Here is a 21,781-nt window from a genome sequence, read left to right as displayed (position 1 = left end):
GCCATGATCTCGACGACTGCGACGCCCATTGCCGAGACGCCGACGGCTGCTGCCTCTACGTCTGCCGATGCGATCATCAGCGTGCGCGATCTCACCGTGGCGTTTGGCAGCCGCCGTGTGCTCGATGGCCTCAATCTCGATGTCACCCGCGGTGAAATCCTCGGCTTCGTCGGCGCGTCCGGCGCTGGCAAGTCCGTGCTGATGCGCACAATCATTGGCCTCGTGCCGAAAGTCTCGGGAACGATCGAAGTGTTTGGCACCGATCTCGACAGAGGCGATAAGGAACGCCGCGATGTCGAGCGGCGCTGGGGTATTCTGTTTCAGCACGGGGCGCTGTTCTCGTCGCTCAACGTGCGGCAGAACATCCAGTTTCCGGTGCGCGAATATCTCAAGGTCTCCGAACGCCTGCTTGATGAGATCACCATGGCCAAGCTCACCATGGTCGGCCTCAAGCCGGAGGTCGCGGATCGCTATCCGTCTGAACTCTCGGGCGGCATGATCAAGCGCGTTGCGCTGGCGCGCGCGCTCGCGCTCGATCCGGAGATCGTGTTTCTGGACGAGCCGACCTCGGGTCTCGATCCGATCGGCGCCGGCGACTTCGACGAACTGGTGCGCACGCTGCAGCGAACTTTGGGGCTGACCGTTTTCATGGTAACTCATGATCTCGACAGCCTGCATACAGCCTGCGACCGGATCGCCGTTCTCGGCAGTGGCAAGATCATCGCGCAGGGAACGATGGCCGACATGCTGGCCTCGCAACATCCCTGGCTACGGGAATATTTCCACGGCAAGCGCGCACGCGCTGTTATCGGCTAGTTGTACTGGAGTTGGGTTGATGGAAACGCGGGCGAACTTCGTCCTGATCGGAACTTTCACGCTGGCGGTGATCGCCGCGGCGTTCGGCTTCGTGCTCTGGTTCCAGAATCTGCATTCGACCCAGCAGCGCACGCCGCTGCGGATCATCTTCGAAGGTGCGGCCTCGGGTCTGCGCAACGGCGGCAACGTCAACTTCAATGGTATCCGCGTTGGCGAGGTCGTCTCCGTGAAGCTTGACAATCCCAAGCGCGTCGTTGCGCTGGCGATGGTCGAAAACATTGCGCCAATCCGCAAGGACACGATGGTCGGTCTCGAGTTTCAGGGCCTGACGGGTGTGGCAGCTATCGCGCTGAAGGGCGGCGATGAGGGCGCGCCCGCAGTGCCGCTCGATACCGATGGTGTCCCGGTGCTGACGGCCGATCCGGAATTGCTGCGCGATATCTCTGAATCGATCCGGGCAACGCTCAACAACGTCAATCGTCTGGTTGCCGACAATCAGGATACCCTCAAGGGCGCCATGAAGAATGTCGAAACCTTCACGGCGACGCTCGCGAAGAACTCCGAAGTGATCGACAGCATCATGCTGAAGATCGACAGCGTGATGGGCAAGGCCGACGGCGTCATGGGCAAGGCGGATAGCGTGGTGGCGCGAACCGACAATATCCTGCTCGGCCTAGATGCGCTCGCAGGCGGCAAGGACGGCGGTGAGCTGACCGCGGCCGTGAAGTCGTTCCATGAGCTGACAGAGAATCTCGACAAGCGGTCCGGTGCATTGATGCTCGATGGCCGTCGTACCCTCGCGGATATCAGCCGCGCTGTGAACAATCTCGACCGCAACCCGACGCGCCTGTTGTTCGGCGCCAGTAGCAGCAGTACACCTGCGGCATCGCCGGCCCCGGCGGCAGCACCTGCTGCTCCTCCGCGCCGCCGGCAGGCTCAATAGGAATGGAGAGTGCTGATGGCGAATGACGATCTTTTCACCATCAGCAACGGCCGCGTCACGGCGAGTATCAAGGCTGACGGCGCCGAGCTCTGTTCGCTGAAAGATGCAAATAGACACGAAGTGTTGTGGCAAGCGGGCCCCGAATGGCCTCGGCATGCGCCGCTGCTGTTTCCGATCGTTGGCAAGCTGAAGGACGATGTGCTGCGCCATCGCGGCCAGGTCTATGCCATGACCCAGCACGGTTTTGCCCGTGACCAGCGCTTCAGCTGGACCGGGCAGGGGCCGTCGTCCTGCTCGCTATCGCTGACGGACAATGACGCCAGCCGGGCGAAGTATCCGTTCGCGTTCAAACTGGACGTGACCTATGCCATCGAGGACGATGAGCTGGTGATCGGCTATGCCGTGACCAACACAGGCGACGAGATGCTGCCGGCCTCGATTGGCGCGCATCCGGCCTTTCATTGGCCCTTGACCGAGGGCGCCGACAAGCGAGCGCATACGATCATCTTCTCCGATGCAGAGCCCGCACCGATCCGACGCCTCGAAGGCGGGTTACTGCTGAAGGAGCCGGAGCCGTCGCCGGTGCAGGGCGGCGCACTGGCACTGTCCGAATCGCTCTTCGTCAAGGATGCGATGATCTTCGATCAGCTTGCCAGCACGTCGCTGAGCTATAGCGCGCCTGGCGGACCAACGATCACCTTCGCCTGGGAAGGTTTTCGCGAACTGGGCATCTGGTCGAAACCATCCGGAGCTGCATTCCTCTGCATCGAGCCGTGGTATGGTTACGCCAGTCCTGTGGATTTCGACGGCGAGTTTGCCGACAAGCCGGGCGTGATGCACATCGCGGTGGGCGAGACACGCAGCGTCACCCAACGCATCGGGTTCGCGTAGACGATCGTTACAGCCCGTGATCCAGCAGACCGCTGCATCGAGGAGGCTCGTCATGTCGAGAACTGCGTCCTGTTCGTGCGGCCAGCTGTCCATCGCGCTCGAAGGTGAGCCTAAGGGCGTCGGTATATGCCACTGTTTTGCCTGCCAGCGCCGGACCGGCAGCGTCTTCGCCGCGCTCGCGTGCTTCGGGCCAGGTTACAGTATAAGCGGCATCGCGACCGAGTATGTCCGCACAGGGGATCAGGGCGCGCGCTTCCGATTCCGGTTCTGCCCCGTCTGCGGCACTAATCTCTTTCACACCGAAGAAGGATATGAAGGGCGTTCCGTCGCCGTGGCGGTCGGCTGCTTTGCCGATCCGGATTTTCCGCCGCCGGCGATCTCCGTCTATCACAGTCGCAGACATCCCTGGGTGACGCTGCCATTCGGCGTCAGCATTCACGACAAGGATCCCGCGTGACGACAGCGTCGGCCTGATCCCCGACATAACGCTCCGGCACAACGATACGCCCAACAAAAAAGCGGAGGCATCGCTGCCTCCGCTTTTCGCGTTCGTCTATGGTCTTGCTTAGCCCGGCCGGCCCGATGCATGTGCGAGCAGGGTGTAGACCAGACCCGTCTCCGAGGTCAGGTGGCTCACAGCGCTGCCGGGCCGCGTCTCGCGGGTGATCCTGTAAAGCTGTTGTTGCGCCGGGGCGTTTCGCTCAGCGCGTCAGCCTGTCGTTCAGGTCTGCAAGGCCCAGTCCGCCACCTGCCAGCGCAGTTGTCCGCGATCCGAGACGATGCGACCGAGGCCGGGGAAGGGCATATGCGTCGCCGCGATCAGCGCGCCTTCGGAAGCTGCGCGCGCAAAGAACTTGTCGCGCATCGCCTGTGCCGCCGGGCGGTCCTGTTCAAACAGGAAGCCCACATCGGTTGCGCTCGGATGGATCACGGGGAAGACCATGTCGGATACCATGATGAGGCTCTGACCGGCATCGGCGATCCGCACGCCGATATGGCCTGGCGTATGACCGGTCAGATCCACAATGGAAATGCCGCGCACGATCTCGCGCTCGCCATCGATCTTCTGCAGCTTGGGATACAGACGCACGACTTCGTTCGCCATTTTGAAGCTGGGCTGCAGATAGTCGGGCGCACCGGCTTGCTTTGCCGGATCGGTCCAATGCACGACGTCGCGACGGTCGACATAGAGCTCGGCCTTGGGAAAATTCTTCTTCCCGCCAGCGATCAGGCCACCCATGTGGTCCTGATGCATATGCGTCACGATCACTGCATCGATTTGATCGCGGCTGATGCCGAATGCGGCGAGCGCCTTCGGGAGTGCACCTGTCTGGCCGATGGAACCTGCCGGCCCGGTATCGATCAGAATCCGGCGCTGGCCGTCCTCGATCAGATACTGATTGAACACGAAACGCACGCCGCTCGGCCGCGCCGTGAACTGCGCCTTTGCAGCCTGTTCCACCTGTTCGGCCGTGCGACCGGGGAAATAAGTGTAAGGCATGTCCGCATAGCCGTCGGTCAGCGCGGTCACGGTGAAGCGGCCGATCTGGATCTGCGCCAAAGGCGTCACACCCTTTGCCGGAGCCGCCGCGTTTTCGGCTGCGGCAATCCCGGGAAGAAGGCCACTGCCCACGATGCCGACACCGAGTCCGCTGATGAGCGTGCGACGAGAGAAATTGTTCATGGTTGGCGCCTTCCTGATCCTTGACGCCGCCTTAGCGCGCGTCCGCTATCTGTGGCACGCATCCCGCGAGGCCCTCAGCGTCGCGAAAACTAGAGTCGCTAATGGTAAAACGGTATCCTAAGACTGCAGGAGGGTTCCTCCCACAGTTCGGAAGGTATGATGGACCGGTTCGAGGCCATGTCGGTGCTGCTGGCTGTTGTCGAAGCTGGCAGCCTGTCCGCCGGTGCCCGGCATCTGCGCGCACCACTCGCCACGGTTAGCCGCAAGGTGGCCGAACTTGAGCAGCATCTCGGCACCCGGTTGGTCATACGCACTAGCCGCAAGCTCACTCTCACCGATGCCGGCCGTGCTTATGTCGCCGCCTCACGTCGGATACTCGAACAGTTGGAGGAGGCAGAGCGAGAGGCGGGCGGCGAATACAATGCGCCACGTGGCGTGCTCCATGTCACGGCCCCCGTCGCATTCGGGGAGCGTCATCTGTTGCCCATCGCACTGAGCTTTCTGGCGGAGCAGCCCGATATCTCGTTGCGGCTCACCCTGGCCGATAAGCAGATCGATCTCGTGAGCGAGCATGTCGATCTTGCTTTGCGCATCGGGCATCTGGAGGACAATGCACTGATCGCGACGCGCGTCGGCGTCGTTCACCGTGTTATCTGTGCCAGCCCTGCTTATCTGGCTCGGAATGGCACCCCGCGCGTGCCGGAAGATCTGGCACGGCATGACGGAATTGCTTTCAATGGCTTCGCGACATCGCCCGAATGGCGCTATCGGCGAGACACCGCTGCCTTCTCCGTGGAGCCGCGCTCGAAGCTGGCGGTGAATACAACGGACGCGGCCATACAGGCCGCCCTTGCCGGCATCGGGATCATCCGGGTGCTCTGCTATCAGGTGGCGGATGAACTAAAATCTGGTCGGCTACAGATTCTCTTACCGGATTTCGCGCCGGAGCCGTTACCGGTCAGCTTGGTCTATCCGGATGCCGGACTGCAGCCGTTGAAGGTCCGGTATTTTCTGGACTGGGCCGTGCCGCGTCTGCGGGCCGATATGGCGCAGCTCCAGGCGGATTGGCTTCTCAGGCAAACGGCGTCAAGCGCCGGAGTTTCATGATCGTTCGATGCGCAGATCAATGATGATCGAAGATCTTGCCGCCGCTTTCACAGTTCGCGCTGGCTGTCCGGTTTCGGATAAGCGTCCAATCTCCGCAGATGGCGCGGATCGGCAGAAATCAAGCGTGTCGCCGAAGTTGCGTTGAAGCTCCATCTCGGGCGTTTCCTCTTTATGAGGTCACGACCTAGTCTAACAAAAAAGCGGAGGCATCGCTGCCTCCGCTTTTCGCGTTCGTATGTGGTCTTGCTTAGCCCAGCCGGCCTGCTGCATGCGCAAGCAGGGTGTAGACCAGACCCGTCTCCGAGGTCAGGTGGCTACGCAGCGCCGCCGGGCCGCGTTCGTCGCGGGCGACTTCGTCGAGCAGGCGTTCGAACTCGGTGATGTAGCGATCCACCGTGCCCTTGAAGTTGCGATCCGACCGATACTTGCGGGCGACTTCGTCGAAGGCTTTCTGGCCGGCGGGCGTGTAGAGCCGCTTGCTGAAGGCCTTGCTCTCGCCGCGCTGATAGCGATCCCACATCTCTGCAGCCAGCGTCCGATCCATCAGTCGGCTGATGTCGAGCGAAAGCGACTCCAGCGGATTGGTCGAGGCTGCAGGCTGCTGCGGAGCTGAGGCGCGGCGCGGCGGCGTGCGATCTTCCTCGACGTGATCGGCGCGGCCGAGCAGATCCGACAGCCAGCCGTCACGGCCCTGGTCGGAGTTGGCCGGAGCGACCGACGGGGCTTCGGTGCGGCGCGGGGCAGGGCCACCGATATCAGGCATCGGCAGGCTCGTTGCGCTGCGGGCCGGCGGCTCCTCGCGGCGTGGGGCCGGGCGCGGAGCTTCGTGACGCGCTTCGCTGCGGCTGCTGGCGATCGCCATCGCCGGCTCCTCGTCGCGCTGCACGCTGCTGCGGCTGGTTGAGACCACGTCGAGGCCACGGCCATGGCGCGCAACGATGCGGTTCAGTTCGGCGAGCGCCTCGATCTGGTCGACGATCACCTTGCGCATCTGCGCAGTGCTCTCGGCGGCTTCCTGCGGCATGTCGAGAACGCCACGGCGCAGCTCGGTGCGGGTGTTCTCGAGCTCGCTGTGCATTTCAGCAGCCATCTGCTTCATGCTCGCAACCATCGACGAGAACTTCTCGGCCGACTGCTTGAACATGGCATCGGCTTCCTGCGTGCCCTGCTGGTAGATCTCGTTCATGGCCTGCGAGGTCGCGCGGCGTTCTTCTTCCGCCGCGGTGCGGACGGCTTCGAATTGCCGGCTGATCGCAGCCGAGCCCTGGCCTGCGGTCTCGGCGACGACGCGGGCGATGTCGCGGGCACGCTCTTCGGCGGCTGCCAGCGATTCATCGAGCAGGCCTGTGAAGCGGGTGAGGCGCTGATCGAGATCGGTCGTGCGCAGATCGATGGTGGTGACCAGCGATTCCAGCGCCGCCTTGCGTTCGCCGACCGACGTCATCGTGGTGCGGTTGCTCTGTTCGACCAGAGCTGCAGCATCCACCAAGGCATGGCCATGGGTTTCAAACTGGGTCGACAGCGAGCCGAGATCGCCCAAGGCCTTCGAGGTCTTGGCGGTGAACACGGTGAGCTGTTCTTCCAGCGTCTGGGTGGCCAGGCCATTGCGCGACGTCACGTCGTTCATGGTGGACACGAAGTCCGCGACACGGGTGACCAGGGCGCGCTCGAGCGAGTTGAGGTTGTCGTGAGCGCCGGTGAGAACTTCCTGCAACAGGATGTTGCCTTCACGCAGGCGTTCGAACAGCGCCACGGTATCGGTGCGCAGGATCTTGCTGGTTTCCTGCATCTCCGTGACCGCAGTGATCGAGACCTGACGCGACTGCTCGATGGCGGTGCGCGAGCCCTGCTCGAGATCCTTCAGCGACTTGTTGACCGCGCCGGTGGCGAGTTCGCCAGCCGTGGTGATCGCGCGAGCCACGTCGGTGCTGTTGGTGACCATGGTCTGCGAGAAGGTCTGGCCCCGGTTTTCGATTGCCTTGAGGGCGTCGGCGGTGACGCGATCGATATCGACCGTGAGCTGATTGGCCTTGGCGCCCAGTGCATCGACCAGCGAACCGCGCTTGGCGTCGACCATCTGCGACAGACGGTCGGTCTGCTGCTGCACATAGGTGACGATTTCGTCGGTCTTGCCGGTCATCGTGGTGCCGAAGCTGCCCGAAGCGGCGAACACCGACCGCTCGATCTCCGACGAGGTGGTCTTGATCTTGGTGGTGATCTCGTTCGAGGCAGCAACCAGCGAGTTGTGCGCATTTTGCGCACTGGTCTGGATATTGTCGGTGGTGTTGGCGGTGACGTTCGAGAGCGAACGCTCGATGTCGGCGGAGATCACCTTGATCTGGTTCGCGGCGTCGGCCGACGAGGTCGCCAGTGAGGTCTGCACTTCGCGGGCACTCGACAGGATGGCAGCGGCCGTATCGGCGCCGACGGCGGTGAGCGTACGCTGCACGTCGATCGCGAGTGACTTCACATGGCTCGATGCCTCGGAGGACGCCGTGACCAGCGTGCTCTGGGCTTCGCGGGCGCCGGCGACGATCGACTCGGCGGTCGCGGTGCCGGCTGTCGTGAGGCTGCGCTCCATGTCGGCCGCGAGGTTGCGGACATGGTTCGACGCTTCGGTCGAGGCGTCGATCAGCGAGGATTGGACATTGCGCGTGCTGGCCAGGATCGAGTCCGCGCTGGCGGTACCGGCGGCGATCAGGGTGCGCTCGACATCAGCCGCAAGGGTGCGGACCTGCTGCGAGGCGTCCGTCGACGCGGCGACCAGCGTGCTCTGTGCGGCGCGGGCGCCGGACAGCACCGAGTCGGCCGTTGCGGTGCCTGCCGCGGTGAGGGTGCGTTCGATATCGGCCGAGAGCGACTGGATCTGGGTGGCGACTTCCGAGGAGGTGGCAACCAGGGTCGACTGGGCGTCGCGGGCACCTGAGACCATCGAGGCCGCCGTGGCGGAGCCTGCCGCGGTGAGGGTGCGTTCGACATCGGCCGAGAGCGACTTCACCTGCAGTGAAGCTTCGGAAGACGCGTTGACCAGCGTGGCCTGCGCATCGCGGGCGCTGTTGACAATGGCGGTGGCAGCAGTGGCGCCGACAGCGGTCAGCGAGCTCTCGATATCGGACGCCGTCAGCTTCAGCTGCGCGCCGACATCGGTCGAGACAGACACGAGGGATTCCTGCGCGGCGCGGGCGCCGGCCTGAATGGTCTCGCTGGTATTGACCATGAGATGCGTGAGCGAACGCTCGGCGTCCTCGACATTGGTCTTGATGCCGATCGAGAGTTCTTCGGCACGGGCCATGAGCGAGTCGCTGGCCGTGCGGCCGGACGTTTCGATACGGCCGGCGACGGCCTCGATGCGCGAGCCGAGCAGTTCCTCGAACTGTTCGACGCGGCTTTCGATCCCGCCGGCAACGATGCCGATACGACCTTCCATGCCTTCGTGGATCGTCTGGAAGCGCGCAGTGATGGTATCCGCGAACTGCGTGCTGCGGCTGTCGATGGCATCGGTGACGTTGTTGATGCGGCTGTCGATGGCCGTGATCGCCTGCGTCGTGCCTTCGGTTAGCGAGCTCGTGAAGTAGGACAGGCGGTCGTCGATCGAGTGGATCGCCTGCACGGCGCCGTCCGTGAGCGCGGTGGTCAGCTGGGTCAGGCGGTCGTCGACCGAGCTGACCGCGAGGTTCGCGCCTTCGGTCAGGGCGGTGGTCAGATGCGTCAGGCGCGAGTCGACCGACTGGACGGCCTGGCTGGCGCCTTCCGAGAGCGTCGATGCGAGGTTTTCAAGACGCGTATCGATGGTCGCGGTGACCGACTGGGCGCGCGCGTCGAAGGTCTCTTCGAGGGTCTTCAGGCGGGTGTCGACAGTTACGTCGAACGACTTGATCCGGGTGTCGAGCGACGCATCGAGATTGACGATGCGGCCTTCGAAACTGGTCTCGAATTCTGCAAGGCGGGTGTCGAGCGACGACGTGATGCCGCCGACATTGGACGCGACGCGGGTGTCGAAATTATCGACATAGGTCTTCAGCGTGTCCGAGATGTCCTGCGTGCGCTGACCCAGGCGATCGACGACTTCGCCGCCGAAGGTCTTCACGGTGCGGTCGAATTCCGAGATGTGTTTGGTGATCAGTGCGCCCAGCGTGCCGCTGTCGCGCGAGAAGCGCTCGGCCAGCTCGGAGCCCTGTTCCTTCACCAGCTCGTCGAAGGCGTTCATCTGCAGGCTGATGGTGTCGTGCGCGGTTTCGGTCTGGCTCGCGACCTTGGCGACCAGTGCATTGACGGTGGCGTCGAGGGACTCGCCTGCCTTGTCGCCTGACGTGAGGATCTGGTTGGCCAGGCGGTTGCCGGCATCGTCGATCTTGCTGACGAGGTCGCCGCTGCGCAGCTCGAGTTCGAGCAGCAGGCTATCGCTGGAATTCTTGAGCGAGTCGTGGACCTGCTCGGTGCGATCCGACACGCGATCGACGATCGTGGACGAACGCTGTTCGAATTCGCTGGTGATGCGGTCGATACGCTCGTTGAGCATTTCGTGAACGCGGTCTGCCAGATCGACGAACTCGTCGTGCACGTGGCCGGTTTTGAAGTTGAGGCTCGTCGTCAAACGCTCGCTGGCGTCGAGCACCGCGCGGGTGGTCTCGGCGCTGGCTTCTTCGAGGCGGTCGAGCAAGTCGCCGCCGCGCTCGCCGAGCGCAAGGATCATGTTGTCGCCGGCGTTGCCGAGAGCACGGGTAATGTGTTCGCCGCGCTCTTCGAGGGCGCCGGTGATGCTCTTGGCGACTTCGTCGACGCGCGATGCAATGGCGTCCGAAATCAGCGCGATGTCGTGGCGAAGATCGATCTGCACGCCGGAAATGGCGGAGCGAACCTGCTCGGCCTGACCGACCAGGTTGTCGCGCTGATGCGCGATGTCCTGCAGCAGCGCGCGGATGCGGACTTCGTTGTCGGAATAGGCGCGCTCGAGCGCGGAGACTTCGTTGGCGACGAGGGTTTCGAGTTCGCCGGCACGCGCAATCGCGCGCTCGACGCCGTCGCCCATCGCGGCGACTTCGCGGCGGATTGCCTGGCCGACCGTGACCATCGAGTCGCTGGCAGTGTTTTCGGGCTCGGAGAAGCGGATCGCGACCTGTGCCATCGACTGGGCGATCAGGCGCATTTCCTGGCCGCGCCAGGCGAGGCTGGCAAGGAAATAGAACAGCAGGATCGGGGCGAACAGCAGCGCAGCAAGGCCAGCCAGCGCCAGCGTACCGCCTGAGCCCTGACCGATCAGCGCCTGCAGCGACGGCAGGAACGCAACGGTCAGCAGACCGGCGCCGACGATCCACAGACCGGCGAACAGAGTGGCGAGTGTGTAGACGTTGCGGGCAGGGCGGTTCTTCTGCAGCGCCTGCAGGATCTGGCCGATGGTTTCGCGGTCATCGTTCGCCGGACGGCGCGCAAAGCGCTGCTCTTCCAGTGGCTCGAAGCTCGGGCGATCATTGGCGAGGCGCGCGTCGAAGGCGTTCTCGTCGAGGTTGACGGGGGAAGATGGATTGGCGGGAGCGTTGTCGGCACGGATCGCGGGTTGATCGCGATCGCCCTGCGCGGGGTCGCTGATGTTGAGTGCTTCCTGGATGGCAGAGAGCGCGACTTCGGTCGGATCCTTGGCCTTTTTGGTGTTGTTTGCCATGCTCGTTCCACGCCCCCTGGTTACGCAACTGACGGAAGTCCCCGCGATTCGTTCCCCGCCTGCAGCATGGCGACTGGCCATGTGCACCCCGCGGGACGAATTTCGGACTGCCGGTCGCTCGGCTTGTCCGCTACTTCCGCAAACATCCTATTGGCTTGGTCGTGCGAATGAAATGGTTCTGGTTAAGACATTCTTAATGATAGTTAACGGCTTCCCCCGGTAACTTCTTGTGGCGCCTCAAATAAACGGAATCGCCCCTCAATCGTGGCGAGTTTGCGTCAAAACTGCGTCAACCCGGCGGATTGTCCCTGGAACGTTCCATTAACCAATTCCGTGTTTGGCTGCAAAAAATCACAGCCGGATTGTCCGGTTGGCGGGAATTTGGGCCATCATCAATGCCGCTTCATCTCGAACGGGTTCAATGGATGCCGTCACCGCCGCTGGTTCCCGATGACGGGCCGATCGATTTTCCCCACCTTCAGCGTATGACCATGGGCGATAGCAGCCTGGAGCGTGAAGTCCTGGCGATGTTCGCGGCCCAGTCGAGCGAGTTGATCGAGAAGATCGTCAAAATGCCGACGGATGCGGCTCAGCTTACGCACAAGCTGAAGGGCTCTGCGCAGGCCGTTGGCGCGTTCCGCATCACGGAAGCCGCCGAATGGCTGGAAAATACGCTGCGCGACAGCAGCGATACCGCTGAGGCCCTGATGACGCTCACCGACGCCGTTCTCGAGGCGCGGGCGGAGATCGACGTCCTTCTGAAGCGGTCCTGATCCCGAGGGATCGTTTTTGATCCCCAAAGGGATCATGGTTGTTCCTGCTTTTCCAGATGACGGTTTTGCTGCGGAGCGCTGGCGCGATCCGGATCGACCCGTTATAGGACAGCCGGTATCTTCCTTCCGGCAGCGCGAGCATCATGGCCAAGATAAACTTTGTCGATCACTCCGGTGAGACCCGCAGCATTGACGCCGAGATCGGCTCCACGGTGATGGAGGCGGCCATTCGCAATGCCATCCCGGGTATCGAAGCCGAATGCGGCGGCGCCTGCGCCTGCGCCACCTGTCATGTCTATGTCGACGAAGCCTGGCAGGAGCGCGTCGGTGCGCCGACGCCGATGGAAGAGGACATGTTGGACTTCGGTTACGACATCAAGCCGAACTCCCGGCTGTCGTGCCAGATCAAGATCACCGATGCGCTCGATGGGCTGGTCGTGATCACGCCGGAACGCCAGGCCTGAGCCTGGCCGGACCTGTTCTGAGCTTCCCGGGACTTGTTATTTCAAGCCTCGTTATTTCAAGCCTTGTTATTTACTGCGCGTTCAAGCCGCGCAGCATCCAGGGTTGAAACCGGTCGACGACGTCGGGCGGGATCGGCGTTGGCTGTCGGCTGGTGATGCCGACCATCACGGTCGTCGCGATCGCCGAGGCCATGCACTTGCCCTCCGAAAACACCACCTGCGAATAGGTCACCGAGGTCCGGCCGATCCTGGTGACGCCGAGCCCGAGTTCGATCTTGCCGGGCCAGTGCAATTCGGCACGAAAGTGAATATCGAGCCGCGCCAGCACCCAGCTTTGCCCCGGCGCGATCAGCCCGCATGCCGGGTCCCGCATCAGCAACACGCGGCTGGTCTCGAAATAGCTGGAATACACCGCGTTGTTGACGTGGTTGTTCGGATCGAGATCCGCAAAGCGCACATTGTCCGAAAGGCGATAGGGATAGTCGTCGAGGACAGGCGCCGGGGCGCGGGCAGGGGCGTTCACGAAATTGATCTCCAGCAAGGCTCGGCAGGTTTGCGCCTGTTACAGCGCAGTTGCACAGCCCAGGCAAGGGCGGCGCACGTGCTGATTTCAGGCCGAGCCGCTGTGGCTTTCCCTGTGTGGCGCCGCTAGGCTGGACGCAACAGCCGGATGGCGCCGGGCTCTGCGATTGCGTGGACCCGGTTCAACCGAGACAAAACACCATGGGCGACACGATCAAGACGGACGTGCTGATCATCGGCGCCGGTCCCTGCGGACTGTTCGCCGTTTTTGAACTTGGCCTGCTCGATATGAAGGTCCACCTCGTCGATATTCTCGACAAGATCGGTGGCCAATGCGCCGAGCTCTATCCTGAAAAACCGATCTACGACATTCCCGCGATCCCGCTGGTCACCGGTCAGGGGCTGACCGATGCATTGCTGGAGCAGATCAAGCCGTTCCATCCGACCTTTCACCTGAATGAAATGGTCGAGACCATCGAGAAGATCGGCGATCCCCTGTTTCGTGTGACCACCGACGCAGGTCAGGTGTTCGAAACCAAGGTTGTGGTGATCTCCGCCGGCGGTGGATCGTTTCAGCCGAAGCGTCCGCCGGTGCCGGGCATCGAAGCCTATGAGGGCACGTCGGTGTTCTACGCGGTGCGCAAGATGGAGCAATTCCGCGACAAGGATCTGCTGATCGTCGGCGGCGGCGACAGTGCGCTGGACTGGACGCTCAACCTGCATCCGGTCGCGCGGCGCGTCACGCTGCTGCATCGGCGCGATGATTTCCGTGCAGCGCCGCATAGTGTCGAGCAGATGCGCAAGCTCGTGGCCGCTGGTCAAATGGATTTGCGGATCGGCCAGGTGACGGTGCTCGAAGGCGAAGGCGGCCGTCTCACCGGAGCCGTCATCAAGGGCAACGACAATGAGAGCGTCCGGATCGACTGCAATACGATCCTGCCGTTCTTCGGTCTGACCATGAAGCTTGGCCCGGTCGCCAACTGGGGTGTAACGCTGGAGAATAACCTGATCCCGGTGGAGACGGCGTCGTTCGAGACCAACGTGCCCGGCATCTTCGCCATCGGAGATATCAATACGTATCCCGGCAAGCTGAAGCTCATCCTGTCCGGCTTCCACGAGGGGGCGTTGATGGCGCAGAAAGCGTATCACTACGTCTATCCGGACAAGCGACTGGTGTTTCAGTACACGACGTCCTCCTCAAATCTGCAGAAGAAGCTCGGCGTTAACTAACTTTGGCTAGTTGTTGGGGTCATCTTGTATGACGGAGATGCAAAGGCGGTTCGGATCGCCGGTAACCGCGTCGGGTTCGGTGGGGTAGCTTGTGGCAAAGCTATGGCCGCTGACACAATCAGACATCCGGCGCGTGATCGGCAATCTTGCAAAAGCCATCAACCGCAGTCACTCTCTCGTCGCGGAAGATTGATAGTCTATGCAATCGGATCGAGTGCGGATGCTCGGCGGATGCCTGGACGACGAACTGCACTGGGGAAGACGATGGCACAATTCCGATCCCGAGGTCTGGCGCTCACAATCGCCTCAGGTCTGGCCGCATGCGCGATGTTCGCCGGCCCTCTACACGCAGCAGAACCGACCGCCGCCGGACTCTGGCAGAAGGTCGAGAACAACAAGCCCGTCGTGTGGGTTCTGGTGGTTGACCATGGCGGCGTATTCGAGGGTGCGATTGCCAAGACATTCCCGAGCGCCGACGACAAACCGGGCGACGACGTGTGCAGCAAATGTGTCGATGACCGGAAGGGCCAGCCCGTGCTGGGCATCTCCTTCATCCGCAACATGCAGCAGCAGGGAATGAAGTACGAGAACGGCAACATTCTCGATCCGCGCGATGGCAAGGTCTACAAGGCCAAGATGAGCGTCAGCGCCGATGGCCGTGCGCTCACCGTGCGTGGCTACTGGGGCATTGCGCTCCTCGGCAAGGACGAGACCTGGTACCGCCTGCCCGACACCGAAATGGCCTCGCTCGATCCAACCGTGATCGCGAAATATGTGCCGACCCTCGCGGCAGCGGCCGTGAAGCCACCGACCGTCGGCAATGCGGCGAAGGCTCCCGTCGCGCCGATGAAGAAAGCCAGCAACGTAACCCCGGGCAGCAACGTCGCCCGCTGATCGCGATCAACTTGCTTGTGGTTCTCCCACAAGCAAGGACTGTCCAACACCACACATTGGAAGCCGACGCCGTGGTGTCGTCGGTTGTTCTGGTGCCGATTCCATCTTCGCACGCCAGCTTCCAGCGTTGCTTATCAAATCCCCCAGGCGTCATCCATTTGAATAGCGGATCATAGAAATTTGATTCCGCGTCTGTTCTTCGCGGCCTGTCGATCGATATCGTGCATCGATCCAATGACAATGGCTGCCGAAGGAGCTCATCACGATGATCGTTGCGCATTACGAGCATCGCTTGCCGGCCGACTATGATCTCGGCTTGATCCGCTCACGCGCGGGGGAGCGCGGACCGCTCTGGGACGCGGTGCCTGATCTCTTTTTCAAGGGATTTCTGCTGCGGGAAAGCGGGCGCTTCGGAGCAACGGCTTCGAGCTATTCCTCGCTTTATCTGTGGCGGCACGACGAGGCGTTTCGCGATTTTCTCGTGAACGGCGGATACAAGATCGTCGTCGATATGTTCGGTCGGGCGCAGATCGAAACACGCGTTGCCCTCGATGCCCGGAAGGGGGCTGGACGGGAGGCCCGCTTTGCCTATCGGCAGGACGTCGCTATTTCGCCCGATGCAGATCTCGCAGCGGCAATGACAGGCGAGATCGAGCGCAACGCGGATCTCTCGGCGCGCGCCGGAATTGTTGCAGCCGTGATCGGACTGGATGCCGAGAAGTGGGTCTTCACCCGCGTTCTGCTGTCAGAGAACGAACAGACCGATGCCGGTGCTTGCTATCAGATCCTGCATCTGGCGCAGCCGCTGCTGGATCGCCTTCCATACGCGACCTAGCCCGCGTGCGTGCGGTGTTCGCGGAACGCAGCCGCGAGGGTTCGCAGCGCTTGGCGAGATTGCATATCCGACAGTGTCGAGAGAAGTACGATTTCCGATGACGCAAGCGGCGGCAGGCCAAACTTCTGGCTGACTTCGATGGTGCCGGGTGGTGCAAGCCGGCAGGAGAACACCGCGGTGGCAAGACCAGCCGAGACTGCGTCCGACACGACTGAAGAGCCGCCACCGAGAAACACCTCCGTCCATGCGATGCCAGCCGCGTCCAGCGCATGAATGGCAACGTCGTGCACGCCACATAGTGGCGTCAGCGCGGCCAGTCGCAATGCCTCGCCCGGCCGGTGCACGAAACCCGGTGCTGCGAACCAGCCGAAATGCTCGGGCGCAAGCACTTCGCCATCGCGGCGATCATCCTCGCGCCGGACGATGGCCGCATCGATTTCGCCGCGGTCAAAGGCGTCCAGCAGGTTGCGTGAATTATCGAGGCGAACCTCGATCGTGAGCGTGGGGTCATGCGCATTCAGGCGGGCCAGCAGCGTCGGAACTTCCGGCCCGGCCACATGGGCCGCAATGCCGAGTGCGAAACGGCGACGGGTCGCAGACAAAGCTGCGACAGCGCGATCATGCGCGGCCAGGAAGTCGCGCGCTGAATCGACGAATAACGCGCCTTGTGCCGACAGGCGCACCAGTCGCGGGGTTCGCTCGATCAGCCTGTGGCCGAGACGATCTTCCAGCCGCTTCAGCTTCACGCTGATGGCGCCCTGCGTCGTGCCGAGCGCTTCCGCTGCACGCGTGAAGCTTTGAAGATTGGCGATGGTCACGAATGCCTGCACCGCATCCACGTCCAGAGCGCTCATGCCAAGTATCCAGATTTGTTGTCTCTGAAATATTCAATCATCCAATTCTGAAATGGTCAACTTCTGCCTATGTTGCGTTCATCGCAACGCAGACCGGGTGGACCTCGTCCTCTGTCGTCGGGCTTCACTGTGGCGCGTCATTATCCCGAAAGGTTCCCATGCTCTCCGAAACGACACGACAAAGCACGCTGGCTTTGGCGGCTGCCTGCCTCACCTCCCTGATGTTCGGTCTGGAGATTTCCAGCATTCCCGCGGTCCTGCCGACGCTGGAGCGGGTGCTTCATGCCGATTTCAAACAACTCCAGTGGGTCATGAACGCCTACACGATCGCGGTGACGACGGTGCTGATGGCAACTGGCACGCTTGCGGATCGTTATGGACGCAAACGTGTGTATTTGATCTCGATCGTTGCATTCGGCGCTGCATCGCTGCTTTGCGGCCTGACCGAAAATACACTGGTGCTGATCGTTGCCAGATTTCTTCAGGGCATTAGCGGCGGTGCGATGCTGATCTGCCAGGTCGCGGTGCTGTCGCATCAATTTCCGGCAGGGCGTCAGCGTGCCATTGCCTTCGGTTGGTGGGGGATCATCTTTGGTATCGGTCTCGGCTTCGGTCCGATTATCGGCGGCGCGATCGTCGCACTGTTGAGCTGGGAATGGGTCTTTCTCATCCATGTCCCGCTGGCGGCAGTGGCCCTGTTGCTTGCCGCGAACGGTGTTCGCGAGTCACGCGATCCCGAGGCCAGTAGTCTTGATGTCGCAGGAATCCTTACGCTCTCGCTCGCGGTCTTCTGCCTCGCATTCTTCATTACCCAAGGCCCGGATATCGGCTTCGGCAGCTCGCTGGCATTCGCAATTATCGGCGTGTTCGTCGCCAGCCTTATCGGCTTCGTCATTGCTGAGCGGATTAGCCGGCGGCCGATGTTCGATTTCACCGTCTTCCGCATCCGCAACTTTGCCGGAGCACTGATTGGCTCGATGGCCATGAATTTCAGCTTCTGGCCATTCATGATCTATCTGCCGATCTATTTTCAGGCAGCGCTGGGCTATGGCAGCGTGGGCGCAGGGTTGTCGCTGTTAGCTTACACGCTGCCGACACTTTTCGTGCCGCCGGTGGCCGAACGCCTCGTGCTGCGTTTCCATCCGGGTCTGCTCATCCCGCTCGGCCTGTTCACGATCGGAACAGGGTTCTTCGCCATGAAGGTTGGCAGCTCAGTGGCGCATGCGAGCTGGCTGACGATGCTGCCGGGATGCGTCCTTGCCGGCATCGGATTGGGGCTGACCAACACACCCGTGACCAACACGACGACCGGATCGGTGCCGCAGGAACGCGCGGGCATGGCGTCAGGCATCGATATGAGTGCCCGCATGATTGCGCTTGCCATCAATATCGCGCTCATGGGCCTCATTCTCGTCGAGGGGGTAGGCGCGTCTTTGAAGGCCGCACTGCCAAGCGGTACCAGTGCCGAGCTACTCCGCTCGCTGGCAGAAAGCGTCGCCGCCGGCACCGCGCTCGCGTCCGAATACAATCCCGGCGGAGCCGTCATTCGAGACGCCCTGACCCAAGGATTCGGCTGGGTCCTGCTTTATGGCGGAATGAGCGTGTGGATTCTCGCGGGCGTCAGCTTTGTTGTCTTCGGCCATGGATTGCCGAGACGCGCGTCCCATGGCCAAAGCTGTGTCGAAGGCGACGGTCGGGCGTAGTCCGGATCGCCGAGGTCCTCGCTTCCGCGGGGACCTCGATGGATAGCTGAGCTGATTGTCCTATCGCGCGGCCGGCTGCAGCACCATCGGTGCCAGCGGCTCGTTCGTCACGTCAGCTTCAGCCCCCAATCGCAATACGCTCGCCGCTGCCGGCACGACGGCATCGGCCATTGCGGCGTGGCCTTCGCCAGTGGGATGGATGGCGCCGCCATAGACGGCGGAGAGAATGCCCCAGGTCGCGTCATGGATATCGGCCGGCTGGATCGCCGCCGAATAGCCCTGCGGATAGGTCATCGCCGCGAAGTAGCTGTCATTGGCGTCGCGGATCCAGCGGCCGCGCGGCAGATAGGGACGGAATTCGCTGGCGCCGCGACCGCACACCATCGGCTGCGCCGCAGCTTCGACGAGACTGCTCTCGAAACTGTCGCCCTTGGGCGAGAAGCAGGCGCGATCGAATTCGGGATCAGACGATGAGCGTGCGCAGAAGCCGTGATTGGCGAAACTCGCTTGATGTTGATCGACGAAGGTCATGCGATCGGCTTCGGGATTGCGACAGAGTACGCCGCCCTGGCACAGCGCGATGGATTTCAGTTGCGGCAGGAATTCGGACTCGACGAAGTTCGCGACATTGGCCAGCCGCCGCGGATCCGCTGAGAATGACGGATGCACGTCGAAGCCGGCTGGGCCGCCGGGGCAGGGCGCGCCATTGGCGAAAGTCGGGTTGGCGTAAGCGGTAAACACCACGCGCGACATGTCTCCGCCGAGCAGCGGCTTCAGGGCTTCCCGCAGCTTGCCAAAGCTGGAGGGCAGTTCGCTCACCAGCGCGCTGCGAGAGTCCTCGACCGAGCCGAGAATGCCGCCGCGCTTGAACAGCGCACGTTCGGTGGCGTTATCGACGATGACGTCGGCAACCAGACCCGAGAAGTTGATGTCGTTGGCGCCGATCGACAGCAGCACGAGATCGAGCCGGCGTGCCGGCTGGCGGCGCTTGGCGGCAGTGATGGCTTCGCGCAGTTCGGCGATCTGCGCATTGACGCTGCCCGCACAGGTGCTCGCATTCTTCGTGGTGAGGCACTCGCGCGCGCGCTGTCCGCCCAGCAATCCATCGGCGATGGTCGCGCCCGAACAGGCCAGCGGCAGGTAGGTGACGGCAATGTGCGGATACTGCACGGCGAGCGCCAGTGCAGCGCGGGTCTGGTAGCTATAGAGCGAGCGGTGGCACGCAGCGTTGAGCCATTGGGCACCCGCGCGCTGCCAGGACTGCAGCGACTCATAGGAGTCGCAGGAGCGGCCGCCTTTGAAACCGGCGCGGCTCGGCCGATAGAACTGCCCGCTGGGCCCGCCGAGATAAGAGCGGAAGCAGAAGCCATCATCGGACAGCGCGACCGGCCGATCCGGATTGCCTTCGCCAGACGCAATGGAATCGCCGAGGCCGGCAATCAGGATGTCGCGCACGGCGATGTCGGCGCTGACACGCACAGGCGCCTCGGCGCCGCTGGTGACCTCCACGGTCGCTACCGTGCGGCGACCATAGATGGCGCGGAAATTGATCGGCTCGGCGCAGTCGAGGGTAGATTGCCGCGGGCCTTCGCCGTCATCGAAGGTCCAGGCACAGATCGCGCCGACTGGTACGTCGCCGGTCAGGCGGACTGTGATCGGATGTTCGGTCGGCGTCAGGTAGCTTTCCTTGACCGCGTCACGGGTGCAGGGCTCGCCGACCTTTCCAGCCAGATCGATGCACAGCCGGTTGACGGTGTTGCGCGCCCAGCCGCGGCCATCGCTCTGCACGCCCAAAACCTGTTCGGCGGCCAGCACGCTGCGGTTGCGCATGGCGTCGACATGGAGCTGGAAGTCACGTTCTTCGCGGAACAACCTGAAGCGGTTGCGTACTTCCCAGGAGATCTGGATCGAACTGTTGGCCATGCCCTGCGCGGCGGCCGGTCCGACCGGCAGCGCGCCCAGCATGCCGAGCAGCACGGCGAGGTTGATCAATGAACGTCTGAAATAAATGGGGGCCATGGCGGTGTTGAACGTCACGTATGGGGCGGAAGTAAGAAATCGATTGGCCGGACGCGCGGCGTGGCGCGCCCGCTACTGATTCAACCCTGTGACTGACGCTTCAATGGCTGCTCATGCACGACGACCGGGGCGGGCTCGATCTCGCGACGTTCATTGCGGTCATCCAGGCGGCGCCTGTGCCACGGCTGGATGACACTGAGCCAGATTTCGCGGGTGCCCATGATGCAGATCGAGATGGCGAACGGGATCATGAAATACAGGATCCGGAACATGACCACGGTGGCAACCAGCTCCTCCTGACGGAACTGCGGCAGCGCCACCAGCAAAGCGGCGTCGAATACGCCAAGGCTACCGGGGGCATGGCTGGCGAAGCCCAGCAGGGTGGCGAGGATGAACACCACAGCCAGCGAGACGAAATCGATATAGGGCTGATCTGGCATCAGGAGATACATGGCCAGCGCGCAGAAGCCGAGATCGACAACGCCGATGGCGATCTGCAGCAGCGTCAACTGGGCGGAGGGCAGGACGACCTTCCAGCCGTTCTGACCGAGCTCGCGGCGTTGCTTGCCGACGGACAGCCAGATCAGATAGCCGATGATGCCGGCCAGGCAGCCGAACCCGATCAGCCGATTGATGGCATTAGGAAGGAGATCGATGGCCGAGGCGGCCTGCGGATGCCAGACCATGCCGATGCCCAGCACGAACAGATTGCCGAGCCAGAAGGTTAGTCCGGAGATGAAGCAGATCTTGGCGACGTCAATGGCATTCAATCCGTAGTCCGAATAGATACGGAAGCGGATGGCGCCGCCGGTGAACACGGTGGCTCCGATATTGTGGCCGATGGTGTAGCTGGTGAAGCCCGACAGCGCAGCGATCCGATACGGCACATGCTTCTTGCCAATCGTTCTGAGCGCGAAGAAATCGTAGAAAGTGAGGGTGCAGAAGGCGCCGATCACGCACAGCGTCGCCATGGCGATTTGCATCGTCGATTTCGCGGCCATCGCCGCCAGGATCTTGGCGGTATCGAGACCCTTCAGCGTATGCACCAGATGGGAGATGGCGAGGGCGATGACGATCAGGCTCGCGACAACACCCAGCCGTTTCCAGCCGACGTGTTGCTTGAAGCCGCGCCCGAACGCGGTCAGCAATCGTTGCATTCGTCCTCCCGGCGGAGCGCGAACAGGTGGAAAGCCGATCGGGGTAACAGGCGGCAAGCGGCGACCAATTCACTCATACGCGAAGTTCACTCATCAAGCCCAAACCCTTACGGCAAAAACGTTCCGTTGTGCAGTCCTTGACAGCGCCAGCGTTAATGCCGCGCCGCAAGGTCGCCACATACCCGCGCTGGCTGCAAAGCCCCGGTCCTGCAAGATAATCTCGAAGCATT

At 62.5% G+C, this 21,781-nt stretch carries 17 protein-coding genes; 11 read left to right on the top strand and 6 right to left on the bottom strand.

Annotated elements, in window-relative coordinates; all coding sequences use genetic code 11:
* Positions 1-3 precede the first annotated feature (3 nt).
* The 4 genes from AB8A27_RS17105 to AB8A27_RS17090 are packed head-to-tail and all read left to right on the top strand — an operon-like array spanning position 4 to position 3,107.
* Positions 4-816, top strand: a complete 813-nt coding sequence (locus tag AB8A27_RS17105) for an ABC transporter ATP-binding protein (protein WP_441242925.1) — start codon at positions 4-6, stop codon at positions 814-816.
* Between the two features lie 19 nt (positions 817-835).
* Positions 836-1,759: an MlaD family protein gene (locus tag AB8A27_RS17100; RefSeq protein ID WP_092146358.1), complete on the top strand. Its 924-nt coding sequence runs from the start codon at positions 836-838 to the stop codon at positions 1,757-1,759.
* 15 nt (positions 1,760-1,774) lie between these two features.
* A complete protein-coding gene (locus tag AB8A27_RS17095; RefSeq protein ID WP_441242924.1) occupies positions 1,775-2,650 on the top strand; it encodes an aldose 1-epimerase family protein in 876 nt (291 codons plus the stop codon).
* Between the two features lie 52 nt (positions 2,651-2,702).
* The gene (locus AB8A27_RS17090; RefSeq protein ID WP_441244938.1) at positions 2,703-3,107 is read left to right on the top strand and encodes a GFA family protein; all 405 of its coding nucleotides are present in this window, start codon (positions 2,703-2,705) and stop codon (positions 3,105-3,107) included.
* 264 nt (positions 3,108-3,371) lie between these two features.
* Here AB8A27_RS17090 and AB8A27_RS17085 read toward each other — a convergent pair whose 3' ends face one another.
* Positions 3,372-4,334 (bottom strand): MBL fold metallo-hydrolase, encoded by a 963-nt coding sequence (locus tag AB8A27_RS17085; RefSeq protein WP_441242923.1) that lies wholly within the window; start codon positions 4,332-4,334, stop codon positions 3,372-3,374.
* A gap of 159 nt (positions 4,335-4,493) precedes the next feature.
* Here AB8A27_RS17085 and AB8A27_RS17080 point away from each other — a divergent pair, with 159 nt between their 5' ends.
* Entirely contained in the window at positions 4,494-5,441 is a 948-nt protein-coding gene (locus AB8A27_RS17080) for a LysR family transcriptional regulator (RefSeq protein WP_441242922.1), read from the top strand.
* Positions 5,442-5,688: 247 nt separating this feature from the next.
* On the opposite strand, the gene AB8A27_RS17075 is transcribed toward AB8A27_RS17080, so the two are convergent.
* Positions 5,689-11,100: a hypothetical protein gene (locus tag AB8A27_RS17075; RefSeq protein ID WP_441242921.1), complete on the bottom strand. Its 5,412-nt coding sequence runs from the start codon at positions 11,098-11,100 to the stop codon at positions 5,689-5,691.
* A 302-nt stretch (positions 11,101-11,402) separates the two neighbouring features.
* On the opposite strand from AB8A27_RS17075, the gene AB8A27_RS17070 reads away from it, so the two are divergent.
* Both AB8A27_RS17070 and AB8A27_RS17065 read left to right on the top strand, forming a co-directional pair.
* Positions 11,403-11,873 carry an Hpt domain-containing protein gene (locus tag AB8A27_RS17070; protein ID WP_353647283.1) on the top strand — a complete coding sequence of 157 codons (471 nt, stop codon included), beginning with the start codon at positions 11,403-11,405 and terminating at the stop codon, positions 11,871-11,873.
* 143 nt (positions 11,874-12,016) lie between these two features.
* Positions 12,017-12,337, top strand: a complete 321-nt coding sequence (locus tag AB8A27_RS17065; protein ID WP_089265206.1) for a 2Fe-2S iron-sulfur cluster-binding protein — start codon at positions 12,017-12,019, stop codon at positions 12,335-12,337.
* A 70-nt stretch (positions 12,338-12,407) separates the two neighbouring features.
* Here AB8A27_RS17065 and AB8A27_RS17060 read toward each other — a convergent pair whose 3' ends face one another.
* Positions 12,408-12,860 (bottom strand): acyl-CoA thioesterase, encoded by a 453-nt coding sequence (locus AB8A27_RS17060; protein WP_441242920.1) that lies wholly within the window; start codon positions 12,858-12,860, stop codon positions 12,408-12,410.
* A 200-nt stretch (positions 12,861-13,060) separates the two neighbouring features.
* Here AB8A27_RS17060 and AB8A27_RS17055 point away from each other — a divergent pair, with 200 nt between their 5' ends.
* The 3 genes from AB8A27_RS17055 (at position 13,061) to AB8A27_RS17045 (ending at position 15,818) form a co-directional block, all read left to right on the top strand.
* On the top strand, positions 13,061-14,089 hold the full coding sequence (locus AB8A27_RS17055) for an NAD(P)/FAD-dependent oxidoreductase (protein ID WP_441242919.1): 1,029 nt from the start codon (positions 13,061-13,063) through the stop codon (positions 14,087-14,089).
* Between the two features lie 264 nt (positions 14,090-14,353).
* Positions 14,354-14,983, top strand: a complete 630-nt coding sequence (locus tag AB8A27_RS17050; protein ID WP_441242918.1) for a DUF2147 domain-containing protein — start codon at positions 14,354-14,356, stop codon at positions 14,981-14,983.
* A gap of 265 nt (positions 14,984-15,248) precedes the next feature.
* Positions 15,249-15,818: a DUF4865 family protein gene (locus AB8A27_RS17045; protein WP_441242917.1), complete on the top strand. Its 570-nt coding sequence runs from the start codon at positions 15,249-15,251 to the stop codon at positions 15,816-15,818.
* Here AB8A27_RS17045 and AB8A27_RS17040 read toward each other — a convergent pair.
* On the bottom strand, positions 15,815-16,672 hold the full coding sequence (locus AB8A27_RS17040) for a LysR family transcriptional regulator (protein ID WP_441242916.1): 858 nt from the start codon (positions 16,670-16,672) through the stop codon (positions 15,815-15,817). The two genes, AB8A27_RS17045 and AB8A27_RS17040, sit on opposite strands and share 4 nt — an antisense overlap.
* A 158-nt stretch (positions 16,673-16,830) precedes the next feature.
* On the opposite strand from AB8A27_RS17040, the gene AB8A27_RS17035 reads away from it, so the two are divergent.
* Positions 16,831-18,375, top strand: coding sequence for an MFS transporter (locus AB8A27_RS17035; protein ID WP_441244937.1), 1,545 nt, complete (start codon positions 16,831-16,833; stop codon positions 18,373-18,375).
* 60 nt (positions 18,376-18,435) lie between these two features.
* Here AB8A27_RS17035 and AB8A27_RS17030 read toward each other — a convergent pair whose 3' ends face one another.
* Both AB8A27_RS17030 and AB8A27_RS17025 read right to left on the bottom strand, forming a co-directional pair.
* Positions 18,436-20,394: a hypothetical protein gene (locus AB8A27_RS17030; RefSeq protein ID WP_441242915.1), complete on the bottom strand. Its 1,959-nt coding sequence runs from the start codon at positions 20,392-20,394 to the stop codon at positions 18,436-18,438.
* Between the two features lie 80 nt (positions 20,395-20,474).
* Positions 20,475-21,551 carry a lysylphosphatidylglycerol synthase transmembrane domain-containing protein gene (locus AB8A27_RS17025; RefSeq protein ID WP_441242914.1) on the bottom strand — a complete coding sequence of 359 codons (1,077 nt, stop codon included), beginning with the start codon at positions 21,549-21,551 and terminating at the stop codon, positions 20,475-20,477.
* Between the last annotated feature and the right edge of the window lie 230 nt (positions 21,552-21,781).

It is taken from the genome of Tardiphaga sp. 768_D3_N2_1 (genome assembly GCF_052076105.1).
Lineage (GTDB): Bacteria > Pseudomonadota > Alphaproteobacteria > Rhizobiales > Xanthobacteraceae > Tardiphaga.
Note: the sequence above shows the minus strand (reverse complement) of the source record. Positions and strands in the feature narration are given on the sequence as shown.